This is a genomic window from Burkholderia sp. Bmkn7 (assembly GCF_041103175.1).
In the GTDB taxonomy this organism is placed as follows: domain Bacteria; phylum Pseudomonadota; class Gammaproteobacteria; order Burkholderiales; family Burkholderiaceae; genus Burkholderia; species Burkholderia cepacia.
In genome coordinates, this window is sequence record NZ_JBGCUH010000003.1 from 1,966,549 (window position 1) to 1,987,009 (window position 20,461).

22 protein-coding genes and 1 pseudogene are annotated in these 20,461 nt (G+C 67.3%); 17 read left to right on the forward strand and 6 right to left on the reverse strand.

What is annotated here, in order from left to right:
• The first annotated feature begins 1 nt into the window (after position 1).
• The 4 genes from AB3K92_RS30695 to AB3K92_RS30710 all read left to right on the forward strand — a co-directional run bounded on the left by AB3K92_RS30695 (position 2) and on the right by AB3K92_RS30710 (position 3,726).
• The gene (locus AB3K92_RS30695) at positions 2–955 is read left to right on the forward strand and encodes a LysR family transcriptional regulator (protein ID WP_369466494.1); all 954 of its coding nucleotides are present in this window, start codon (positions 2–4) and stop codon (positions 953–955) included.
• Positions 956–1,019: 64 nt separating this feature from the next.
• Positions 1,020–2,147, forward strand: a complete 1,128-nt coding sequence (gene mnmH / locus AB3K92_RS30700) for a tRNA 2-selenouridine(34) synthase MnmH (protein WP_060306788.1) — start codon at positions 1,020–1,022, stop codon at positions 2,145–2,147.
• Positions 2,144–3,202 (forward strand): permease, encoded by a 1,059-nt coding sequence (locus AB3K92_RS30705; protein ID WP_059496079.1) that lies wholly within the window; start codon positions 2,144–2,146, stop codon positions 3,200–3,202. Before mnmH ends, AB3K92_RS30705 begins: the two co-directional genes overlap by 4 nt.
• A gap of 101 nt (positions 3,203–3,303) precedes the next feature.
• A complete protein-coding gene (locus AB3K92_RS30710; protein ID WP_021157006.1) occupies positions 3,304–3,726 on the forward strand; it encodes a hypothetical protein in 423 nt (140 codons plus the stop codon).
• 37 nt (positions 3,727–3,763) lie between these two features.
• On the opposite strand, the gene AB3K92_RS30715 is transcribed toward AB3K92_RS30710, so the two are convergent.
• Positions 3,764–4,597, reverse strand: a complete 834-nt coding sequence (locus AB3K92_RS30715; protein ID WP_021157007.1) for an ABC transporter permease — start codon at positions 4,595–4,597, stop codon at positions 3,764–3,766.
• 6 nt (positions 4,598–4,603) lie between these two features.
• On the reverse strand, positions 4,604–5,518 hold the full coding sequence (gene nodI, locus AB3K92_RS30720; RefSeq protein WP_021157008.1) for a nodulation factor ABC transporter ATP-binding protein NodI: 915 nt from the start codon (positions 5,516–5,518) through the stop codon (positions 4,604–4,606).
• 337 nt (positions 5,519–5,855) lie between these two features.
• On the opposite strand from nodI, the gene AB3K92_RS30725 reads away from it, so the two are divergent.
• Positions 5,856–6,353 carry a universal stress protein gene (locus tag AB3K92_RS30725; RefSeq protein ID WP_021157010.1) on the forward strand — a complete coding sequence of 166 codons (498 nt, stop codon included), beginning with the start codon at positions 5,856–5,858 and terminating at the stop codon, positions 6,351–6,353.
• A 109-nt stretch (positions 6,354–6,462) separates the two neighbouring features.
• Here the strand turns inward: AB3K92_RS30725 and AB3K92_RS30730 are convergent, their stop codons facing one another.
• The 3 genes from AB3K92_RS30730 to lexA are packed head-to-tail and all read right to left on the reverse strand — an operon-like array spanning position 6,463 to position 8,215.
• Positions 6,463–7,176, reverse strand: a complete 714-nt coding sequence (locus AB3K92_RS30730) for a DUF2939 domain-containing protein (RefSeq protein ID WP_059653319.1) — start codon at positions 7,174–7,176, stop codon at positions 6,463–6,465.
• 29 nt (positions 7,177–7,205) lie between these two features.
• Positions 7,206–7,541 carry a hypothetical protein gene (locus AB3K92_RS30735; RefSeq protein ID WP_006476078.1) on the reverse strand — a complete coding sequence of 112 codons (336 nt, stop codon included), beginning with the start codon at positions 7,539–7,541 and terminating at the stop codon, positions 7,206–7,208.
• 26 nt (positions 7,542–7,567) lie between these two features.
• Positions 7,568–8,215 carry a transcriptional repressor LexA gene (gene lexA / locus AB3K92_RS30740; protein WP_006754655.1) on the reverse strand — a complete coding sequence of 216 codons (648 nt, stop codon included), beginning with the start codon at positions 8,213–8,215 and terminating at the stop codon, positions 7,568–7,570.
• On the opposite strand from lexA, the pseudogene AB3K92_RS30745 reads away from it, so the two are divergent.
• The 6 genes and pseudogenes from AB3K92_RS30745 to AB3K92_RS30770 form a co-directional block, all read left to right on the forward strand.
• Positions 8,186–8,296, forward strand: a pseudogene (locus AB3K92_RS30745) (sodium:proton symporter); the annotation flags it as partial. The gene lexA and the pseudogene AB3K92_RS30745 overlap by 30 nt on opposite strands.
• Positions 8,297–8,479: 183 nt before the next feature.
• Positions 8,480–9,517 (forward strand): sulfate ABC transporter substrate-binding protein, encoded by a 1,038-nt coding sequence (locus AB3K92_RS30750; protein WP_021157012.1) that lies wholly within the window; start codon positions 8,480–8,482, stop codon positions 9,515–9,517.
• A gap of 122 nt (positions 9,518–9,639) precedes the next feature.
• Positions 9,640–10,533: a sulfate ABC transporter permease subunit CysT gene (gene cysT, locus AB3K92_RS30755; protein WP_021157013.1), complete on the forward strand. Its 894-nt coding sequence runs from the start codon at positions 9,640–9,642 to the stop codon at positions 10,531–10,533.
• Positions 10,530–11,477: a sulfate ABC transporter permease subunit CysW gene (cysW, locus tag AB3K92_RS30760; protein ID WP_060216950.1), complete on the forward strand. Its 948-nt coding sequence runs from the start codon at positions 10,530–10,532 to the stop codon at positions 11,475–11,477. The genes cysT and cysW overlap by 4 nt, the downstream gene beginning before the upstream one ends.
• Positions 11,478–11,490: 13 nt before the next feature.
• Positions 11,491–12,549, forward strand: a complete 1,059-nt coding sequence (locus tag AB3K92_RS30765; protein ID WP_021157015.1) for a sulfate/molybdate ABC transporter ATP-binding protein — start codon at positions 11,491–11,493, stop codon at positions 12,547–12,549.
• Between the two features lie 75 nt (positions 12,550–12,624).
• Positions 12,625–13,551: a CysB family HTH-type transcriptional regulator gene (locus AB3K92_RS30770; protein WP_006484201.1), complete on the forward strand. Its 927-nt coding sequence runs from the start codon at positions 12,625–12,627 to the stop codon at positions 13,549–13,551.
• A 29-nt stretch (positions 13,552–13,580) separates the two neighbouring features.
• On the opposite strand, the gene AB3K92_RS30775 is transcribed toward AB3K92_RS30770, so the two are convergent.
• Positions 13,581–14,012, reverse strand: coding sequence for a hypothetical protein (locus AB3K92_RS30775; RefSeq protein ID WP_369466495.1), 432 nt, complete (start codon positions 14,010–14,012; stop codon positions 13,581–13,583).
• A gap of 39 nt (positions 14,013–14,051) precedes the next feature.
• On the opposite strand from AB3K92_RS30775, the gene AB3K92_RS30780 reads away from it, so the two are divergent.
• The 6 genes from AB3K92_RS30780 (at position 14,052) to rbsK (ending at position 20,433) form a co-directional block, all read left to right on the forward strand.
• Positions 14,052–14,438, forward strand: a complete 387-nt coding sequence (locus AB3K92_RS30780) for a DUF805 domain-containing protein (protein WP_021157017.1) — start codon at positions 14,052–14,054, stop codon at positions 14,436–14,438.
• A gap of 276 nt (positions 14,439–14,714) precedes the next feature.
• Positions 14,715–15,665 (forward strand): sugar ABC transporter substrate-binding protein, encoded by a 951-nt coding sequence (locus AB3K92_RS30785; protein WP_021157018.1) that lies wholly within the window; start codon positions 14,715–14,717, stop codon positions 15,663–15,665.
• Between the two features lie 145 nt (positions 15,666–15,810).
• Positions 15,811–17,424, forward strand: coding sequence for a sugar ABC transporter ATP-binding protein (locus tag AB3K92_RS30790; RefSeq protein WP_048020649.1), 1,614 nt, complete (start codon positions 15,811–15,813; stop codon positions 17,422–17,424).
• The gene (locus AB3K92_RS30795) at positions 17,421–18,440 is read left to right on the forward strand and encodes an ABC transporter permease (protein ID WP_369466496.1); all 1,020 of its coding nucleotides are present in this window, start codon (positions 17,421–17,423) and stop codon (positions 18,438–18,440) included. Before AB3K92_RS30790 ends, AB3K92_RS30795 begins: the two co-directional genes overlap by 4 nt.
• A gap of 35 nt (positions 18,441–18,475) precedes the next feature.
• Positions 18,476–19,507, forward strand: coding sequence for a LacI family DNA-binding transcriptional regulator (locus tag AB3K92_RS30800; RefSeq protein ID WP_027787474.1), 1,032 nt, complete (start codon positions 18,476–18,478; stop codon positions 19,505–19,507).
• Positions 19,504–20,433 carry a ribokinase gene (rbsK, locus tag AB3K92_RS30805; RefSeq protein WP_021157020.1) on the forward strand — a complete coding sequence of 310 codons (930 nt, stop codon included), beginning with the start codon at positions 19,504–19,506 and terminating at the stop codon, positions 20,431–20,433. The genes AB3K92_RS30800 and rbsK overlap by 4 nt, the downstream gene beginning before the upstream one ends.
• The last annotated feature ends 28 nt before the right edge of the window (positions 20,434–20,461 follow it).

Consider the following 20,461-nt stretch of genomic DNA (forward strand, 5'->3'; position numbering starts at 1 on the left):
GATGGCGACTTTCCTGCATGGCCTGGCGTTGCGGTATTTCGTCGAGGTGGCGCGCACCGGCTCGATCAGCGACGCGTCCGCGCGGCTGCACGTGGCTGTCTCGGCGATCAGCCGCCAGATCGCGAAACTCGAGAGCGAGCTCGGCGCACCGCTGTTCGAGCGCCGGCCGCGCGGGATGGCGCTGTCGGAGGCCGGCGAGCGGCTTCTGGCGTTCGCGCAGCGCAGCCTGCTGGAGGCCGAGCACGTGATGAAGGACATCGGCGGGCTCGACGCGCTGCACGGCAGCCTGCTGAAGATCGCCTGCTCGGAAGGGTTCGCGATCGATTTCCTGCCCGGCACGCTCGCGCGCTTCAAGGCACGCCATCCGGGCGTCGATTTCTCGGTGTGGGTCGTGTCGCCGGCGGAAGCGACGCGGCGCGTGCGCGACGGCGACGTGGACATCGCGTTGAGCTTCAGCCTCGCGCCGGAGAAGGGCGTGCGCGTCGAGCATACCGAGCGCGCGCCGATCTTCGCGCTGGTGCGGCACGACCATCCGCTCGCGACGCGTGAAGCGGTGTCACTCGCCGATGTCGCGCGTCACCCGCACGTGCTGCCCGAGGCCGGCACCACGGTGCGCCAGCTGATCGACATCGCATGCGCGCTCGACGGGCTGCTGCTCGAACCTGAACTGACGAGCAACAACACGGCGGCGATGTACGGTTATGCGCGACGCACGGGCGCGGTGATGTTCACGGGGCTGCTGTCGGTGCGCGACCGCTGCGCCGCGGACGGCTTCGTCGTCGTGCCCGTGACGAACCCGCAGTTGCGCGAGCGCAGCATCCAGGTGCAGACGATGGCGGGGCGCGACCTGCCCGCGTCGGTTCGCGCGTTCCGCGACCATCTGATCGACGCGATGCAGGCCGCATCGCCGCCGCCGGCCGCCGCGCGCGGCCCGAGACGCCGGCCCGTGAGATAATCGCCAATCCGCCTTCCGTGCCCATGCGGCTCATCGAGCCGCATCGCCCCTGTTCGACGCCAAATTGAAGAACCTGATTGTCACCCTCGATCGCGCCGGCGAGTTCGACGAGATCATCGACGTGCGCACGCCGCTCGAGTTCGCCGAGGATCATATCCCCGGCGCGCTGAACGCGCCCGTGCTCAGCAACGAGGAGCGCGTGCTCGTCGGCACGATGTACCGGCAGGTGTCGCCGTACGAGGCGACGCGCGTCGGCGCGGCGATGGTGGCACGCAACATCGCACGTCATCTCGACACGACGTTCGCCGACCGGCCGCGCAACTGGCGGCCGCTGATCTACTGCTGGCGCGGCGGCAAGCGCTCGGGCTCGATGACGACCTGGTTCAACCTGATCGGCTGGAAGGCGCGCCAGCTCGACGGCGGCTACAAGTCGTACCGCCAGTCGGTGTGCGCGACGCTCGACTCGCTGCCGACGCGCTTTCGCTACATTGCGCTCGTCGGCCATACGGGCTGCGGCAAGACGCGCCTGCTGAACGCGCTGCGCGACGCGGGCGCGCAGACGCTCGATCTCGAGGCGCTCGCGTGCCATCGCGGTTCGCTGCTCGGCGCGCTGCCGGGCAAGCCGCAGCCGGCGCAGAAGGGGTTCGATTCGGGGCTCGTCGAAACACTCGGGCGTTTCGACCCCGAATGGCCGGTGTTCGTCGAATCGGAAAGCCGCAGGATCGGGCTCGTGCAGTTGCCGATCGCGTTGATCGAAGCGTTTCACGCAGGGCCGTGGGTGCGTGTCGATGCGGCGCACGACGAGCGCATCGCGTTCCTCCTCGAGGATTACGCGCACCTGTTCGACGAACCGGACGCGTTCAAGGCGCAGTTGCACCGGCTGATCGGCCTGCACAGCCGCGAACAGGTGACGCACTGGAAGGCGCTGATCGATGCCGGCGCGCGTGCCGAACTGTTCACCGAACTGATCGACAAGCATTACGATCCCGCGTATGCGCGCACTTATCGCGCGACGTACAACAAGCCGAACCGGGCGCTGACGTTCACGTTCCGGCCCAACGCGGCCGATGCGTGCGACCAGGCGCGCACGCTGCTGGCGCAACTCGCGCAGGCCGGGCTGCCCGCGTCGGCCGCGCTTGCGGCAGGCATGAAGCCCGCCACCGACAATAACCAATCGACGATCACACGATGACGACCACACGCACCCAACCCAGTCCGGCACTCGGCTGGATGACCTTCCTGCTGATCGCGGTCGCGGGGCTGTTTTATGTGAAATGGTTCCCGTACTACAACAAGGCGTTCGTTGCCGCCGAGCATCATTCGATCGGACAGTCGATCCTGATGGGCACGTCGGCGGCCGCGCCCGAGCCGTCGCTGAAGGCCGCGCTCGACTACGCCTGGGCGTACGGCAAGGCGATCTGGCAGGCGATGGTGCTCGGCTTGCTGCTCGGTTCGGCCGTGCAGGCGCTGCTGCCCGCGCACTGGGTCGCGCGCGTGCTCGGCCGCACCGGCTTCGGCAGCGTCGCCGCGGGCGGCCTGCTGTCGTTGCCCGGCATGATGTGCACGTGCTGCGCGGCGCCGGTCGTCGCGGGGCTGCGCGCACGCCATGCCTCGCCGGGCGGCGCGGTCGCGTTCTGGCTCGGCAACACGGTGCTGAACCCGGCGGCGCTGGTTTTCATGGGCTTCGTGCTCGGCTGGCACTGGAGTGCGTTGCGCCTCGTGCTCGGCGTCGCGATGGTATTCGGGATCGGCTATCTGCTGAACCGGATCGCGCGCCCTGAAGACGCCCGCATCGACGATGCGCAGCTCGCCGCGCTGGCGGCCGAGCAGGCCGCGGCCGGCAATCCGTTCGTGCGCTGGATGAAGCTGCTCGCACGCATGGCCGTGCGGCTCGTGCCCGAATACATCGTGCTCGTGCTGTTGCTCGGCGCCGCGCGCGCATGGCTGTTCCCGCATATCGGCCCGGACATCGGCAATCATCTCGGCTGGATCGTCGCCTTCGCGGTCGCGGGCATGCTGTTCGTGATCCCGACGGCGGGCGAGGTGCCGATCATCCAGGCGATGCTGTCGCTCGGCATGGGCGTCGGCCCGGCCGCCGCGCTGCTGATGACGCTGCCGCCGATCAGCGTGCCGTCGCTCGCGATGCTCGCGCGTTCGTTCAAGCCTTACATGCTGGCCATCGTCGCGATCCTTGTCGTCGTGTTCGGGATCGCGAGCGGCCTGCTCGCGGTCGCGTTCGGGTTCTGACGCGCGCAAGCGGTGCGCCGGCCGGGCGTAATCGTCGTATTCATCCGGCGCCGCCGTTTCACGCGTGCGGCGCCATTTACAAGAAGCAAACAGGAAAACGCATGACCCAACCGAAGATTCATCCTCGACTCGAAAAGGCGCTGACGCGCGGCGATCTCGCGATCCGCCAGGCCAATTCCGCGCGGGCGACTGCCGTGCTGAATGCACTCGGCACGATGATCATCGAGGCCTCCGCAACGATCGGCGTCGAGGCCAGCATCGACATTCCGCAGGGCGATCGCATTTACGATCCGGTCAACGGCCTGTGGCCGCAGAAGATGCTGGTGTCGTTCGACGGCCCGGTGGACGAAGCCGACAAGGAAGAACTGCGCACGGTTTATCTGCTCGCCGACGATCCGGGCACGCAGTTCCGCGTCGAATGGCATCGCGCGGACGGCAAGCTCGGCCGCCAGGAAGGTGGCCCGCTCGCGACCGTCGCGTTCCTGACCGACGTCGAGATCCCGTGGAGCGACGACGACGAATAACGTCGTCGCATGAAGCCGGCGCCCGGTGCGCCGGCCGTCAGCGCATCATCCGCCGCCTGAACAGCCAGGCGGACAGCAGGAACCCGCCGACCGCGTAGCCGGCGAGCACCGCGACATGCAGCGCGACGTCGGTCGCCGGCCGGCCGAGCATCGCGGGCCGGATCAGCTCGACGGCGTTCGCGAGCGGCAGTGCCTGCGCCGCGTGCCGCGCGATCGGCGGCAGCTGCGTGGTCGGGAAGAACACGCCCGACAGCAGCAGCATCGGCGTCAGCACGAGCGTCTGATAAAACATGAAGAAATCGTAGGACGGTGCGAGCGCCGTGACGATCATCGCGATGCTTGCGAACGCGAGGCCCGCGAGCGCGATCACGGGCAGCGCCGCGAGCATCGACGGAAACTGCGCATAACCGAGCGCCCCCGCGACGAGCATGATCGCGGCCCCCGACAGCATCGCCTTGCTGGCCCCCCAGACGATCTCGCCGAGCACGATGTCGCCGAGCGCAAGCGGCGTATGCATGATCGCTTCCCACGTGCGCTGCACGTGCATCCGCGAGAAACCCGAATACATCGACTCGAAGCTCGCGGACATCATCACGCTCGAGCCGACCGTACCGGCCGCGAGGAACGCGATATACGACACGCCGTCGACATGGCCGAGCATCAGGCCGAGCCCGAACCCCAGACCGAACAGATAGATCATCGGATCGGCAAGATTGCCGAACATCGACGCGAGCGCGAGCTTGCGCCAGACGAGATAGTTGCGCCGCCAGACGGCGATCCAGTTGGTTGCGTTCGCGGGCATCGCGATCGCGAAGCGGGACACGCGTGGCGGTGCCGACGGGGCGGTGGCGGAATAGTTGCGCACGTCCATGATCGATCAGTCCTGCATTTCGCGGCCCGTGAGCCGCAGGAACACATCTTCCAGATTGGCCGGGCGATGCAGATAGCGCAACCCCGTGCGACCCTTGAGTCGCGCACTGAGCGGTTCCGGGTCGCTCACGTAGCAGAACAGCGTCTCGCCGCTGATCTCGGTGTGCTTCGCGAACGCCGCCAGCTCGTCGCGCAGCGTGGCCGGATCGGGCCCGTAGATCTCTATCACGTCGCAGCCGATCTCCGATTCGATCAGCGCGTGCGGCGCACCTTCGGCGATCTTGCGGCCTTCCTCGATCACGCACAGCCGGTCGCACAGCCGCTCGGCTTCTTCCATGAAGTGCGTGGTGATCAGGATCGTCTTGCCTCGAGCGAGCAGCGAGCGCAGGCGTTCCCACATGAGGTGGCGCGCCTGCGGGTCGAGGCCCGTCGTCGGCTCGTCGAGCACCAGCACATCGGGATCGTTGACGAGCGCACGGGCGAGTGTGAGCCGGCGCTTCATGCCGCCCGACAGCTCGCCGACCTTCGCATCGGCCTTGTTCTCGAGCTTCGCGAATTCGAGCAGGGGTTTCACGAGCGCGTGCGCGGCCTGCGCCGACATGCCGAAATAGCGGCTGAAGACGAGCAGGTTCTCGCGGACGGTGAAGTCGGGGTCGAGATTGTCGAACTGCGGGACGACCCCGACACGCTGGCGCGCATGTCGCGCACGCGATGGAACCGGTTCGCCGCAGAGCGAAATGGTGCCTGCATCGGGATGCGTGAGGCCGAGCAGCATTTTCAGCGTGGTGGTCTTGCCTGCGCCGTTGGGGCCGAGCAGGCCGTAGCATTCGCCGGCCTGCACGGTGAACGACAGGCCGTTGACGACAAGCTTGTCGCCATAGCGCTTTTCGACGTTCCGGAAATCGATCGGTGCAACGAGCATGGGTAGGTTGTCGTTGTATGCGTGCGCGGCAGCGTTTCGCTGCCGGATGCGTGGCCGGTTGGCGAACCGATCGGACGATGGCCTGTCACACGGGCGTGACCGACGCGCACGACGCCGGCGCCTGGTGGCCCGCTGGAGTACGAACGGGCCATTCTAGTGCATCGGCTGCGTCTCTTCAGGGCATGCCTGCGCGGTGCGATGCATGCGCGCACCGATCGTGCACCGCATCATCGCGCACGCGCCGCGCGGAGCGAATCAGCGTTTTCCATCCCTTGCGTCCTGAATTGCGGCGCACCATGATGAATGCGTAGGCTCGTTGTTGCGATAGGGAGGTTTCATGGCTAGCTACAACAAGATTCTGCTGTGTTACGACGGCACGCTCGAAGGGCGCAAGGCACTGCGCTGCGGCGCCAATCTCGCGATGGACCTGAAGGCCGAGACGCATTTGCTGTCGGTCGTCGACATGCGCTCGAGCATTGCACAGAGCGCGGGTTTGCTGACCGACGTCGCGTGCGGCCGGTTCGAGGAAACCGCGCGTGAAATCCTGCAGGAAGGGGTGAACTGGCTGCGCGAGCGCGGCGTGCAGGCCGAAGGCCATTTCGCATTCGGCTATCCGATCGACGAAATCGCGAATCTCGCGACGGAACTGAACGCCGATCTCGTCGTCGTCGGCCACCGGTGCCGCAGCGGGCTGTCGAGATGGTGGATGGGCTCCGGCAACACGCAACTGCTCGATCGCGTGAACTGCAGCATTCTGGTTGCGTGTTCGTCGGCGCAAGAGCAGAAGGCCGAAATCGCACGCGAGCGTGAAGCGGCCACGGCGAACGGCAAATGATCCAATGATTCGATGACTGCCTGACGGGCGAACCGTGCCGGTCAGGCAGTCACGCCGCCTCAGTGGCTCGGGCGATGACCCCGAGCCAGTCAAGTCCTGTCGAGCCCTGTCAAGCGTGCAGGTCGATGGCGGATAACTTCCACGAGAACAGGCCGAAGCGGTGGAATATCGCCGCATAGCGCGTGCCGTCGGCACTGCGCTGGTAGGTCACGACGAATTCGTCGATATTCCGGTAGCCGGCGCTGGTTTGCTGCTGATGCGGCGAATGCGCTGCATCGACCGGGCTGGCCGGCGCGGCAGCAGCAGGGGGCGACGATGATGCGGCTGCCACGTTGCTGCCCGGAGCGGCTGCGCTTGCCGAAGCCTGATTGGGTGCCGGTGCGGCCGGCGTGTTGCCCGGTGCATCGCTGCCTGGTGGCAGATTCGACAGGTCAGGTGGACGCTCCCCCGGATTGCCACGCGGCGGCAATCCGCTCATCAGCGCGGCCACGCCCTCCGGGGTCGCGTATGCATCGACCAGCGGGCCGATCAATGCCGACCCGATCAGTGCACCGAGCACCGCGAACGGATTGCTCTTCTTCACCGCGTCGATCCGGCGCATCAGCTCTTCCGTGACCTGCTGCTTCAGGCTGATGCGCAGCGACGGAAAATCGACATATTCACTGATGGCCTGCGCATCGCGCGCATCGATCGCCGTTTTCAGGCGGCCGAGCGCGACGTACGGCGATGCGTAGGCATAGCCGATCGCCGCAATGGCGGCGATGGCCAGCACGATGATCAGCAGGGGTTTGAGCCGCCATGCGCGGCCCGAAGATCCGGTCACGTTGCCTCCGGTGCGGGGATGTTCCGCAATCAGAGACCGCCTGGCGTGGCCGATCGTTCCTCTGCAATGCAGCGATCGATCATCCGGCACACGGCATCGATCGTGCCGACCATGATCAGGCGCGAGCGACCGTGATAGACGCGCACCGGCGCGCGGCGCGCGGGTTCCGCGTGATTCAGGCCGGCGTTCAGCGATACCCGCGCGAAAGCGGGGAGCGCCGACGGCAGCAGGGACGCCTGCCGTTCGACTGCGACTTCTTCTTGCACAGGCGCCGCCGCGGACAGCGGTGCGCAGGGCGTGCGGCCGCGCAGGTGACGCAGGCGACCGAATTGACGGAAAGGCAGCAGGCGGGCAAGGCGTTCCATGATGTTCTCCTCAGCGAGACGGAATGTCAGAGTTCGCCCGAGCGGATCAGCCCGACGGCGATGCCTTCCAGCGCGAATTCCGCGCTGCCGGCCTTGACGAAGATGTTTTCGTAATCCGGGTTCTCCGCGATCAGCTCGAGACCGCCCGGCCGGCGCATCAGGCGCTTGACCGTGACGTCGTCGCCGAGACGCGCGACGATGATCTGGCCGTCCTTCGCTTCCGTGCGCTTCTGCACGGCGAGCAGGTCGCCATCGAGGATGCCGGCGTCGCGCATCGACAGGCCGCGCACTTTCAGCAGGTAGTCGGGCTTGCTGGTGAACAGCGCGGGATCGCACGCGTAATGCTGCGAGATGTGCTCCTGCGCGAGGATCGGGCTACCGGCCGCCACACGGCCGACGAGCGGCAGCGACAGCTGCATCAGGCCGGCGTGCGGGAGCGTGAACTGGTGCGGGGCATCGTCGATGCCGAGCAGGCGGATGCCGCGCGACGCGCCGGCGGCCAGCTCGATCACACCCTTGCGCGCCAACGCGCGCAGGTGCTCTTCGGCCGCATTCGGCGAGCTGAAGCCCAGTTCGGCCGCGATCTCGGCACGGGTGGGCGGGAATCCGGAGCGCTCGATCGCGCGACGGATCAAGTCGAACACTTGCTGCTGACGGGCGGTGAGTTTGGTCATGGCTCAACTGTATGGATAGACAGTGAGCTGTATTTTTATACAGTAGTTCGCGAATTTCAAGTGTTACGTGAGGTTCGACGCGATCACGCCGGTTCCGGCGTGATTTTGCGACGTCCGGACGCCGGTTTATCTGCCGCAACCGTCCATCCCGTCTGCGTTAGCACTTTTGAGTATTAAAAAATGAGGAACGATTATTTTTAATCATGTAACCCGTTCGCTAGACTGGCCCGACATCGCAATACCGACAACACTGGAGAACCAAGGATGGGCAAGCGCAATACGGGGCTGGTGGGCGGAGTAGGCCGCCTGATCGCAACACTCGCGCTGGGCGCGGCGGCGGCGCTGGGCGTCGCGACGCACGCGCAGGCCGATACGACCTTCCTGAACGTGTCGTACGACCCGACGCGCGAGCTGTATCAGGACTTCAACCAGGCGTTCGGCAAGGAGTGGAAGGCGAAGACGGGCGAGACCGTCAACTTCAAGCAGTCGCACGGCGGTTCGGGCGCGCAGGCTCGCTCGGTGCTCGACGGCCTGCAGGCCGACGTCGTCACGCTGGCGCTGGCGTACGACATCGACGCGCTCGCGAACAAGGGCCTCGTCAACAAGGATTGGCAGAAGCGCCTGCCCGACAACGCGTCGCCGTATACGTCGACGATCGTGTTCCTGGTGCGCAAGGGCAACCCGAAGGGGATCAAGGACTGGGACGACCTGACCAAGCCGGGCATCTCGATCGTCACGCCGAACCCGAAGACGTCGGGCGGCGCACGCTGGAACTACCTGGCCGCATGGGCGTACGCGCAGCACAAGCCGGGCGGTAACGAGCAGACGGCGAAGGACTTCGTCACGAAGCTCTACAAGAATGCCGGCGTGCTCGATTCCGGCGCGCGCGGCGCGACCACGAGCTTCGTGCAGCGCGGGATCGGCGACGTGCTGATCGCATGGGAAAACGAGGCGTTCCTGTCGGTCAAGGAATTCGGTACCGACAAGTTCGAGATCGTCGTGCCGTCGGTGAGCATCCTGGCCGAGCCGCCCGTCGCGGTGGTCGACAAGGTGGTCGACAAGAAGGGCACGCGCAAGCTGGCCGAGGCGTACCTGAACTTCCTGTACAGCCCGCAGGGCCAGGAGATCGCGGCACGCAACTACTACCGGCCGCGTTCGAAGAACGTGCCGGCGGAGCTGACCAAGCAGTTCCCGAAGCTGAAGCTGTACACGGTCGACGATACCTTCGGCGGCTGGACGAATGCGCAGAAGACGCATTTCGCGGACGGCGGCGTGTTCGATTCGATCTACAAGCCGCAGTAACACCATAACGACAGCGGCGCGCCACGATAGCGCGCCGCACCCTCGACGGGCCGCCGGCGCAAAGCATCGCGCCGGCGTTTGCGTCGGACCCATGAGCAGCATCGACCCAGCAAGAGCATCCGATGACGACGTACACCTTTCGCAAGCCGAGCGCGCTGCCCGGTTTCGGCGTGACGCTAGGCATCACGGTGGCCTATTTGAGCCTCGTGGTGCTGATACCGCTCGCCGCCACGTTCCTGAAGACCGCGACGCTGTCGTGGGACCAGTTCGTCACCGCCGTCGCGTCGCCGCGCGTGCTCGCGTCGTACCGGCTGACGTTCACGTCCGCACTCGGCGGCGCGCTGATCAACGCCGTGTTCGGCTTCCTCGTCGCGTGGGTGCTCGTGCGCTACACGTTCCCGTTCAAGCGCCTCGTCGATGCGATCGTCGACCTGCCGTTCGCGCTGCCGACGTCGGTTGCCGGCATCTCGCTCGCGGCCGTCTACGCGACCAACGGCTGGGTCGGCCAGTATCTCGCGCCGCTCGGCATCAAGATCGCGTTCACGCCGGCCGGCGTGCTGGTCGCGCTGACCTTCATCGGGCTGCCGTTCGTCGTGCGCACCGTGCAGCCGGTGCTCGAGGATTTCGAGCGCGAGCAGGAAGAGGCGGCCGCGTGCCTGGGCGCGTCGCGCTGGCTGACGTTCCGCCGCGTCGTGCTGCCGGCCGTGCTGCCGGCGCTCCTTACCGGGTTCGCGCTCGCGTTCGCGCGTGCACTCGGCGAATACGGCTCGGTGATCTTCATCGCCGGCAACGTGCCGATGAAATCCGAGATCACGTCGCTGCTCATCATCACGAAACTCGAGCAGTACGACTACGCGGGCGCGACCGCGCTGGCGGTCGTGATGCTGGTCGTGTCGTTCCTGATGCTGCTGCTGATCAACACGCTGCAGTGGTATCTGCAGCGCCGCACGAGCAAGGGCGCGAGCGGTCCCGCGCCTGCTGCCGTCACCGCCGCCGCAGCAGGAGGCCAGCAATGAGCCAGGAGGCCACCGTCGTGCTGAAAACCCCGTCTTCGGCCGCGCAAGGGCGCGCCGCGAAGCGGCTCGACCCCGTCAGCGAGTCGCGCGTCGTGCGCTGGCTGCTCACGGGCATCGCGCTGGCGTTCCTTGCGTTCTTCCTCGTCGTGCCGCTCGCCGCGGTGTTCGTCGAGGCGCTGAGAAAAGGCATCGGCTTCTATCTCGAATCGCTGGCCGATCCCGATGCGTGGTCGGCGATCAAGCTGACGCTGACCGTCGCCGTGATCGCCGTACCGCTGAACCTCGTGTTCGGCGTGTGCGCGTCGTGGGCGATCGCGAAATTCGAATTCCGCGGCAAGGCGCTGTTGACGACGCTGATCGACCTGCCGTTCTCGGTGTCGCCGGTGATCTCGGGTCTCGTGTACGTGCTGCTGTTCGGTGCGCAGGGCTGGCTCGGGCCGTGGCTGCAGGCGCACGACGTGCAGATCATCTTCGCGGTGCCGGGCATCGTGCTCGCGACGATCTTCGTCACGTTCCCGTTCGTCGCGCGCGAGCTGATTCCGCTGATGCAGGCACAAGGCACCGACGAGGAAGAAGCCGCGCGCGTGCTCGGCGCGTCGGGCTGGCAGATCTTCCGCCGCGTGACGCTGCCGAACGTGAAGTGGGGGCTGCTGTACGGCGTGATCCTGTGCAACGCGCGTGCGATGGGCGAGTTCGGCGCGGTGTCGGTCGTGTCGGGCCACATCCGCGGCGTGACCGATACGATGCCGCTGCACGTCGAGATCCTGTACAACGAATACAACTTCGCGGCAGCGTTCGCGGTGGCGTCGGTGCTCGCGCTGCTCGCGCTCGTCACGCTCGCGCTGAAACTGATCGCCGAGCGTCATCTCGCCGCCGAGCTGGCCGGCGCGAGCGACGCCGTTCCCGCACACGCCGGCCCCGCCGCCGTTTCGTCGAAATCGTAAAGAGGCAACCAGAATGGGTATCACCGTCCGTAACCTTCAGAAGCGCTTCGGCGATTTCACGGCGCTCGACAACGTGTCGCTCGACTTCCCGCCCGGCGAACTGGTCGCGCTGCTCGGGCCGTCCGGCTGCGGCAAGACCACGCTGCTGCGCGTGATCGCGGGCCTCGAGCACGCGGATGCCGGCCAGGTCGTGCTGCAGGGGCTCGACGTCGCGTCGGTCGGCGCGCGCGATCGGCAGGTCGGGTTCGTGTTCCAGCACTACGCGCTGTTCCGCCACATGACCGTGTTCGAGAACGTCGCGTTCGGGCTGCGCGTGAAGCCGCGCCGCGAGCGGCCGTCGGAAAGCGTGATCCGCGACAAGGTGCACGAGCTGCTGAAGCTCGTGCAGCTCGACTGGCTCGCGCAGCGTTATCCGTCGGAGCTGTCGGGCGGCCAGCGCCAGCGCATCGCGCTCGCCCGCGCGCTCGCGGTCGAGCCGAAGGTGCTGCTGCTCGACGAGCCGTTCGGCGCGCTCGACGCGAAGGTCCGCAAGGAACTGCGCGGCTGGCTGCGCCGCCTGCACGACGACCTGCACATCTCGACGATCTTCGTCACGCACGACCAGGAGGAGGCGCTGGAAGTCGCGGACCGCATCGTCGTGCTGAACCGCGGCCACGTCGAGCAGGTCGGCAGCCCGCAGGACGTCTACGATCATCCGCAGAGCGCGTTCGTCTACGAGTTCCTCGGCGCGGCCAACCGGCTGCCGGGCACGGTCGCCGGGCGCGGTTTCGTGGCCGAGGGCGCGGCTGCGCCGATCGAGGTCGATGCCGATTTCGCGGGCCCTGCGAACGCGTACGTGCGGCCGCACGACCTGCAGCTCTGGCCGGCCGGTGAAGGGCACCGCGACGGCATCGCGGTGGACGTGCGCCGCGTGATTCCGCTCGGCGGGTCGGTGCGTGTGGAGCTCGAGGCGCGCGCAGGCGGCGCGCTCGAGGCGGAACTCGATCGCGACGCATGGCGTGCGCTGTCGCTGCAGGTCGGCGACGGTGCAACGGCCGTGCCGCGCGCGGTGCGTGTGTTTCCCGCGCGTTGACGCCAGAATGCAGGGCAGGGGGCGGAGCGCGCTCAGATCAGACAATCAAACAATGACAGCCTAAGAGGCATACCCATGAATTTTCAGCAATTGCGGTTCGTGCGCGAAGCGGTGCGCCAGAACATGAACCTGACGGAAGTCGCGAACGTGCTGTACACGTCGCAGTCCGGCGTGTCGAAGCAGATCAAGGATCTCGAGGATGAGCTGGGTGTCGATATCTTCATCCGGCGCGGCAAGCGGCTGACGGGGCTCACGGAGCCCGGCAAGGCCGTGCACCAGCTGATCGAGCGGATGCTGCTCGATGCCGAGAACCTGCGCCGCGTCGCGCGCCAGTTCGCCGACCAGGACAGCGGCCACCTCGTCGTCGCGACGACGCACACGCAGGCGCGCTACGCGCTGCCGAAGGTGATCCGGCAGTTTACCGACGTGTTCCCGAAGGTGCATCTCGCGCTGCGTCAGGGCAGCCCGCAGCAGATCGCGCAGATGATCCTGAACGGCGAGGCCGATCTCGGCATCTCGACCGAAGCGCTCGACCGCTATCCGGACATCGTCACGTTCCCGTGCTATTCGTGGCACCACACGGTCGTCGTGCCGAAGGGCCATCCGCTCGTCGGTCGCGAGAACCTGACGCTCGAGGAAATCGCCGAGTACCCGATCATCACGTACGACCAGGACTTCACGGGGCGCTCGCACATCGACCAGGCATTCACGCAGGCGGGTGCCGTGCCCGACGTCGTGCTGACCGCGATCGACGCCGACGTGATCAAGACCTATGTCGAGCTCGGGATGGGGATCGGCGTCGTCGCGGCGATGGCCTACGATCCGCAGCGCGACACGGGGCTCGTCGCGCTCGATACGCAGCACCTGTTCGAGGCGAGCACGACGCGGGTCGGCCTGCGCAAGGGCGCATTCCTGCGTGCGTATGCGTACCGGCTGATCGAGATGTTCGCGCCGCACCTGAACGAAGCCGAAATCGCGGGGCTGTTGCGCGAAGCCGTTTGACGACAGTACGTCGTGCGCCGTCCGCGCGATCACCGCGGATGGCGCGACGTCCCCTCATGCACCAGACGGCGCAGGCGATCTGCCGCCTGCCTGGTTGTTCGACCCAGACTCTCCGAATCACCGGCCGCAATCGCGGTTTCCTGCCGATTCATCCCCGCACTCGGCGCGCGACATGCGCTCGCCTGCCAGAGAGAAATCAAGACGGCACGTTCGAGCGCCTCGCATCGGGCCTTGCCATCCTGCATACCGGCCGCCCCATTTCTCCTTGCATGTGATTCAATGCGCGTGAATGCCGGCTGACGGGTGTTGACGCGACTCTCCGGCACCATCCCGATCGCCCGGCCCGCTTCACCGACACCCTGCGCGACGTCGGAACGAAGCGCGGGGCACATGACCGGCAGCCCGTTCGCATTCGCCACACAACGCACGCGGATTGCCCGTTCAGACACATTCGGCAACATGGCGCACAACACGCAACACGCGTGACGAAGAGGTAAACAATGAACCTGAAATGGTTTCTCTTTTCCTTCGAAGGCCGGATCGGACGCCTGCCGTGGTGGATCTACGCACTGGTTTCCGCGTTGCTCAGCGTGTTTTTCGATGCGGATTCGCACCGCTCGCCGGATGACGATCTGCCGCTGCTGGCGATGCTGGTGCTCGTCGTGGTCGCCGTCGTCGCGGCGTGGTCGTCGATCGCGGTCGGTGTGAAGCGGCTGCACGACATCGACAAGTCGGGATGGTGGATGCTGTTGCTGTTCGTGCCGATCGTCGGCGCGCTCGCGTTGTTCGTGATGAACGGCTTCATCGCCGGCACGCCGCACGCGAACCGATTCGGCGAGCCGCCGTCAGCCGATGAAGACGAGCCGGCGCCGCGGGATCCGGCGTGACACGCGCTCCGAATAAACCCTAAATATTGATCAGACAGGTTGCGCGCCGGCGCGAATCGGTACAGCATAGCCTTCACTCCGCCGGCTTCCCGCCGGCGGAGGCGCGTAAACAACAGCACGCGTCAGGCAGTCGGCCGTCTGCCTCGTTTCCATTTCGTGGTACCGACAGCAGCATCGATGGCCATTGCCCGGGTAGTGTGGCGCAAACGTTTGCTCACATTAAAACAACAGTCAAACAATAGTCCGGCCCCTGGGGCCGGTCGCCAGGAGATGTGTATGAATGTCCTCTTTCGCCGTCGTTTCCTGACCGCCGCGCTCGCCGCCGTCGCGGTTGCCGCCGCACCGGCCGTCCATGCGCAATCATCGGCCAAGCCGAAGGTCGCGCTCGTGATGAAGTCGCTCGCCAACGAGTTCTTCCTGACGATGGAAACGGGCGCGAAGGAATACCAGAAGCACAACGCGAACCAGTTCGACCTGATCACCAACGGCATCAAGGACGAGACCGACACCGCGAACCAGATCCGCATCGTCGAGCAGATGATCGTGTCGAAGGTCGACGCGATCGTGCTCGCGCCGGCCGATTCGAAGGCGCTCGTGCCGGTCGTGAAGAAGGCGGTCGACGCCGGCATCATCGTCGTGAACATCGACAACCGGCTCGATCCCGACGTGCTGAAATCGAAGAACCTGAACGTACCGTTCGTCGGCCCGGACAACCGCAAGGGCGCGCGCAAGATCGGCGATTACCTCGCGAAGCGGCTGAAGGCGGGCGACCAGGTCGGCATCGTCGAAGGCGTGTCGACGACGACCAATGCGCAGCAGCGCACGGCCGGCTTCCAGGACGCGATGAAGGCGGGCGGGATGAAGGTCGTATCGGTGCAGTCCGGTGAATGGGAGATCGACAAGGGCAATGCGGTCGCGGCCGCGATGCTCAACGAATACCCGAACCTGAAAGCGTTGCTGTGCGGCAACGACAACATGGCGATCGGCGCCGTGTCGGCCGTGCGCGCGGCCGGCAAGCAGGGCAAGGTGTTCGTGGTCGGCTACGACAACATCAATGCGATCAAGCCGATGCTGAAGGACGGCCGCGTGCTCGCGACGGCCGATCAGTACGCGGCGAAGCAGGCCGTGTTCGGCATCGATACGGCGCTCAAGGCGATCTCCGAGCATCGCAAGCAGGCCGACATGTCGGGCGTGGTCGAGACGCCGGTGGATCTCGTGACGAAGTGACGCAACCCCGATACGGCCGCCGGCCTCAAGAATCGGGCGCGGCGGCCGTTATCAGGGGTGAGCGCGATCACGGCCACTGCATGCACATGCACTTGTGAGCGTCATACCCGCGCGCCGCGTGCGCGCGGCCGCAACCAGGATCGCGATGGACCCGACTTCCCAACCCTCCCGCGCAGCCGCTCCCGTGCTGTCCGTATCCGGCATCGGCAAGACCTATGCCGAACCCGTGCTCGCCGAGGTCACGCTGACGCTCGACGCGGGCCACGCGCTTGCGTTGACGGGCGAGAACGGCGCCGGCAAGAGCACGCTGTCGAAGATCATCGGCGGCCTCGTCGAGCCGACCGCCGGCACGATGCAGCTGGGCGGCCAGCCCTATGCGCCGGCGAGCCGGACGCAGGCCGAGGCGCTCGGCGTGCGCATGGTGATGCAGGAGCTGAACCTGCTGCCGACCCTGACGGTCGCCGAAAACCTGTTCCTGAACCGCCTGCCGCGGCGCTTCGGGATCATCGATCGCGCGCGGTTGCGCGACGACGCACGGGCCGCGATGGCCCAGGTCGGGCTCGACACGGTCGATCCCGATACGCCGGTGGGCGCGCTCGGCATCGGCCATCAGCAGATGGTCGAGATCGCGCGCAACCTGATCGGCGACTGCCGCGTGCTGATTCTCGACGAACCGACCGCGATGCTGACCGCGCGTGAAGTCGAGCTGCTGTTCGAGCAGATCGACCGGCTGAAGGCACGCGGGGTCGCGATCATCTACATCTCGCACCGGCTCGAGGAGCTCGCGCGTGTCGCCGAGCGGGTCGCGGTGCTGCGCGACGGCCGGCTCGTCCACGCGGGCGACATGGCGGCGACGACGTCCGACGGGCTCGTCACGCTGATGGTCGGGCGCGAGATAGGCGAGCACATCGATCTCGGCGAGCGCCGTATCGGCGCACCGCGGCTCGTCGTGTCGGGCCTCACCCGCGGGACGGCGGTGCGCGACGTGTCGCTCGAGGTGCGCGCGGGCGAGATCTTCGGCATCTCGGGGCTGATCGGCGCGGGACGTACCGAACTGCTGCGGCTGATCTACGGCGCGGATGCGCCGGATGCGGGAACGATCGCGATCGGCCAGCCGCCGAAGCCGGTGCGGATCGGCTCGCCCGTCGAGGCGGTGAAGCACGGCATCGCGCTGATCACCGAGGATCGCAAGGGCGAGGGGTTGCTGCTCACGCAGTCGATCACCGCGAACGTGTCGCTCGGCCAGCTCGACCGGCTGGCGCGCGGCGGCATCGTCGACAGCGCGCGTGAAACGGCGCTCGCCGAGCAGCAGATCGACGCGCTGCGAATCCGCACGCACGGTGCGGCACAGGCGGTCGGCGAGCTGTCGGGCGGCAACCAGCAGAAGGTCGTGATCGGCCGCTGGCTCGCGCGCGACATGGGCGTGCTGCTGTTCGACGAGCCGACGCGCGGGATCGACGTCGGCGCGAAGTTCGAGATCTACACTTTGATGGGCGCGCTCGCGCGCGAAGGCCGCGCGCTCGTCGTCGTGTCGAGCGACCTGCGTGAGCTGATGCTGATCTGCGACCGGATCGGCGTGATGTCGGCCGGCCGCATGACCGCCGTGTTCGAGCGCGGCAACTGGACCCAGGATGCACTGCTGGCCGCGGCGTTCGCCGGCTTCGGCCGCGAGACGCCGCAGGGCGGCGCACGGCATCCGGACGCGGGGCAGGCGCAAGGCGCCGCTCCGGGCACTTCGACGACAGGACGACAGCAATGACCCAGCCTCCCGTATCCCCGACCGACGCAGGCGCGCAGCAGGACGTGACGGGGCGCCGCGCGCGCACGCTGTCCGACACGCGGCTCGGCCTGTCGAACTATCTCGGGCTCGCCGGCGCGCTTGCCGCGATGATCGTGCTGTTTTCGACGCTGAGCTCGCATTTCCTGACCTACGATACGTTCAGCACGATCGCGAACCAGATTCCCGATCTCGTCGTGATGTCGGTCGGGATGACCTTCGTGCTGATCATCGCCGGGATCGACCTGTCGGTCGGCTCGGTGCTCGCGCTCGCCGCGTCGATGGTCAGCGTCGCCGCGCTGAAATGGCAGTGGGGGCCGCTGCCGGCCGCGCTGATCGGCATCGCGGTCGCGACCGTCACGGGCGCGCTGACGGGCGCAGTCACGGTCGGCTGGCGAATCCCGTCGTTCATCGTGTCGCTCGGCGTGCTGGAGGCCGCACGCGGCCTCGCGTACCAGCTGACGAATTCGCGCACCGCCTATATCGGCGACGCGTTCGATTTCCTGTCGAACCCGATCGCGCTCGGCATCTCGCCGGCGTTCCTGATCGCGGTCGCGGTGATGATCGCGGCCCAGTTCGTGCTGACGCGCACCGTGTTCGGACGCTATCTCGTCGGGATCGGTACGAACGAAGAAGCCGTCCGACTTGCCGGGGTTAACCCGAGGCCGTATAAAATTCTCGTATTCGCGCTGATGGGCGCGCTCGCGGGGCTCGCGTCGCTGTTCCAGATTTCGCGGCTCGAGGCGGCCGACCCGAACGCGGGCGTCGGCCTCGAACTGCAGGTGATCGCGGCCGTCGTGATCGGCGGCACGAGCCTGATGGGCGGGCGCGGCTCGGTGATCAGCACGTTCTTTGGCGTGTTGATCATCTCGGTGCTGGCCGCGGGGCTGGCGCAGATCGGCGCGAACGAGCCGACGAAACGGATCATCACCGGCGCGGTGATCGTGGTGGCGGTCGTGCTCGATACGTATCGCAGCCGGCGCACGCGCGTGCGGTAGAAAGACAGACAGAACAGACCAGAGAGAAACGGGAAATGGCGACGATCAAGGATGTGGCAGCCATGGCGGGCGTGTCGTTTACGACCGTCTCGCACGTGGTGAACAACTCGCGGCCGGTGTCTGCGGATGTGCGTGCGAAGGTCGAGGGCGCGATCCGCGAGCTGAATTACGTGCCGTCGGCCGTGGCACGCTCGCTGAAGGCGCGTGCGACGGCGACCATCGGCCTCGTCGTGCCGAACAGCACGAATCCGTATTTCGCGGAGCTTGCGCGCGGCATCGAGGATCAGTGCGCGGCCAATGGCTATTGCGTGTTCTTCTGCAACTCGGACGACGATCCCGTGAAGCAGCGCAACTACCTGCGCGTGCTGCAGGAAAAGCGCATCGACGGGCTGATCGTCGCGTCGGCGGGCGAGGATGCGGTGCTCGCGCAGACGCTTGCGGACATCCATGCGCCGCTCGTCGTCGTCGATCGCAACATCGAGGGGCTCGCGGCCGACCTCGTGCAGATCGACCACGAGCGCGGCGCGTACCTGGCGACGCGCCACCTGCTCGAGCTCGGGCACGCGAAGATCGGCTGCATCACGGGGCCGACCGACACGGCGGTCAGCGCGATGCGCGTGCACGGTTTCATCCGTGCGATGGCCGAGCGCGGTGTCGACATCGTGCCGGGCGCGATCGCGGAAAGCGACTTCTCGTGCCTCGGCGGTTATCACGCGGCGTCGCGGCTGTTCGAATCGGTGCGGCCGAGCGCGATCTTCGCGGGCAACGACCTGATGGGCGTCGGCGCGCTGCGTGCGGCGGCCGAGCGCGGCATGCGCGTGCCCGACGACTGTTCGATCATCGGATTCGACGACATCGAATTCTCCCGCTACACGTATCCGGCGCTGTCGACGGTCGGCCAGTCGGTGCGCGCGCTCGGCGAAATGGCCGCGCAGACCCTGATCGAGCGCATCGGCGGCGGCTCGTCGGCCGTGCCGAGCCGCCGTCGCGTCGTGTCGCCGCGTCTCGTGCTGCGTGAATCGACGGCGATCTACCGCGAGCCGCCGGCTTCCGGCGGTCGCGCATGACGGCGCCCGCGGCGGGCGCCGGCCGCGTGACGGTGGTCGGCAGCCTCAATATGGATCTCGTCGTGCGCGCGCCGCGCCTGCCGCTGCCCGGCGAAACGCTCGCCGGGCATGCGTTCGCGCAGGCGGCGGGCGGCAAGGGCGGCAACCAGGCCGTCGCTGCCGCGCGGCTCGGCGCGCAGGTCGCGATGATCGGCTGCGTCGGCGCGGATGCGCACGGCGCGGCACTGCGTGCGGGCCTCGAAGCCGAGGGGATCGACTGCGCGGGGCTCGCGACGAGCGCGTCGGCGTCGACCGGCGTCGCGCTGATCGTCGTCGACGATGCGAGCCAGAACGCGATCGTGATCGTCGCAGGCGGCAACGGCGAGGTCACGACCGATACGGTCGCGCGGCACGAGGCCGCGCTGGCGTCGGCCGACGTCGTGATCTGCCAGCTCGAGACGCCGCCGGATGCGGTGTTCGCGGCGCTGTCGGCCGGGCGGCGGCTCGGCCGCACGGTGGTGCTCAATCCGGCCCCGGCCGTCGCGCCGCTGCCGGACGGCTGGCTGCCGCTCGTCGATTACCTGATCCCGAACGAGGTCGAGGCGGCCGCGTTGACCGCGCTGCCGGTGCGCGACCCCGCGGAGGCCGAAGCCGCCGCCCGCGCGCTGCAGGCTGGCGGCGCGCGCAACGTGCTGGTCACGCTGGGCGCACGGGGTGTGCTTGCGCTGACGGCCGACGGCGCCGCGCGGCATTATCCGGCGCCTGCCGTGCAGGCCGTCGACACGACGGCGGCCGGCGATACCTTCATCGGCGGCTTTTCCGCTCGGCTCGCGGCCGGCGCGGACGTCGACACCGCGATCCGCTTCGCGCAACGCGCGGCGGCACTGTCGGTCACGCGGGCGGGCGCGCAACCGTCGATTCCCACGCTTGCCGAACTGGCCGGATAGGGCAGGATAGGGCCGGATCGCGTATCGC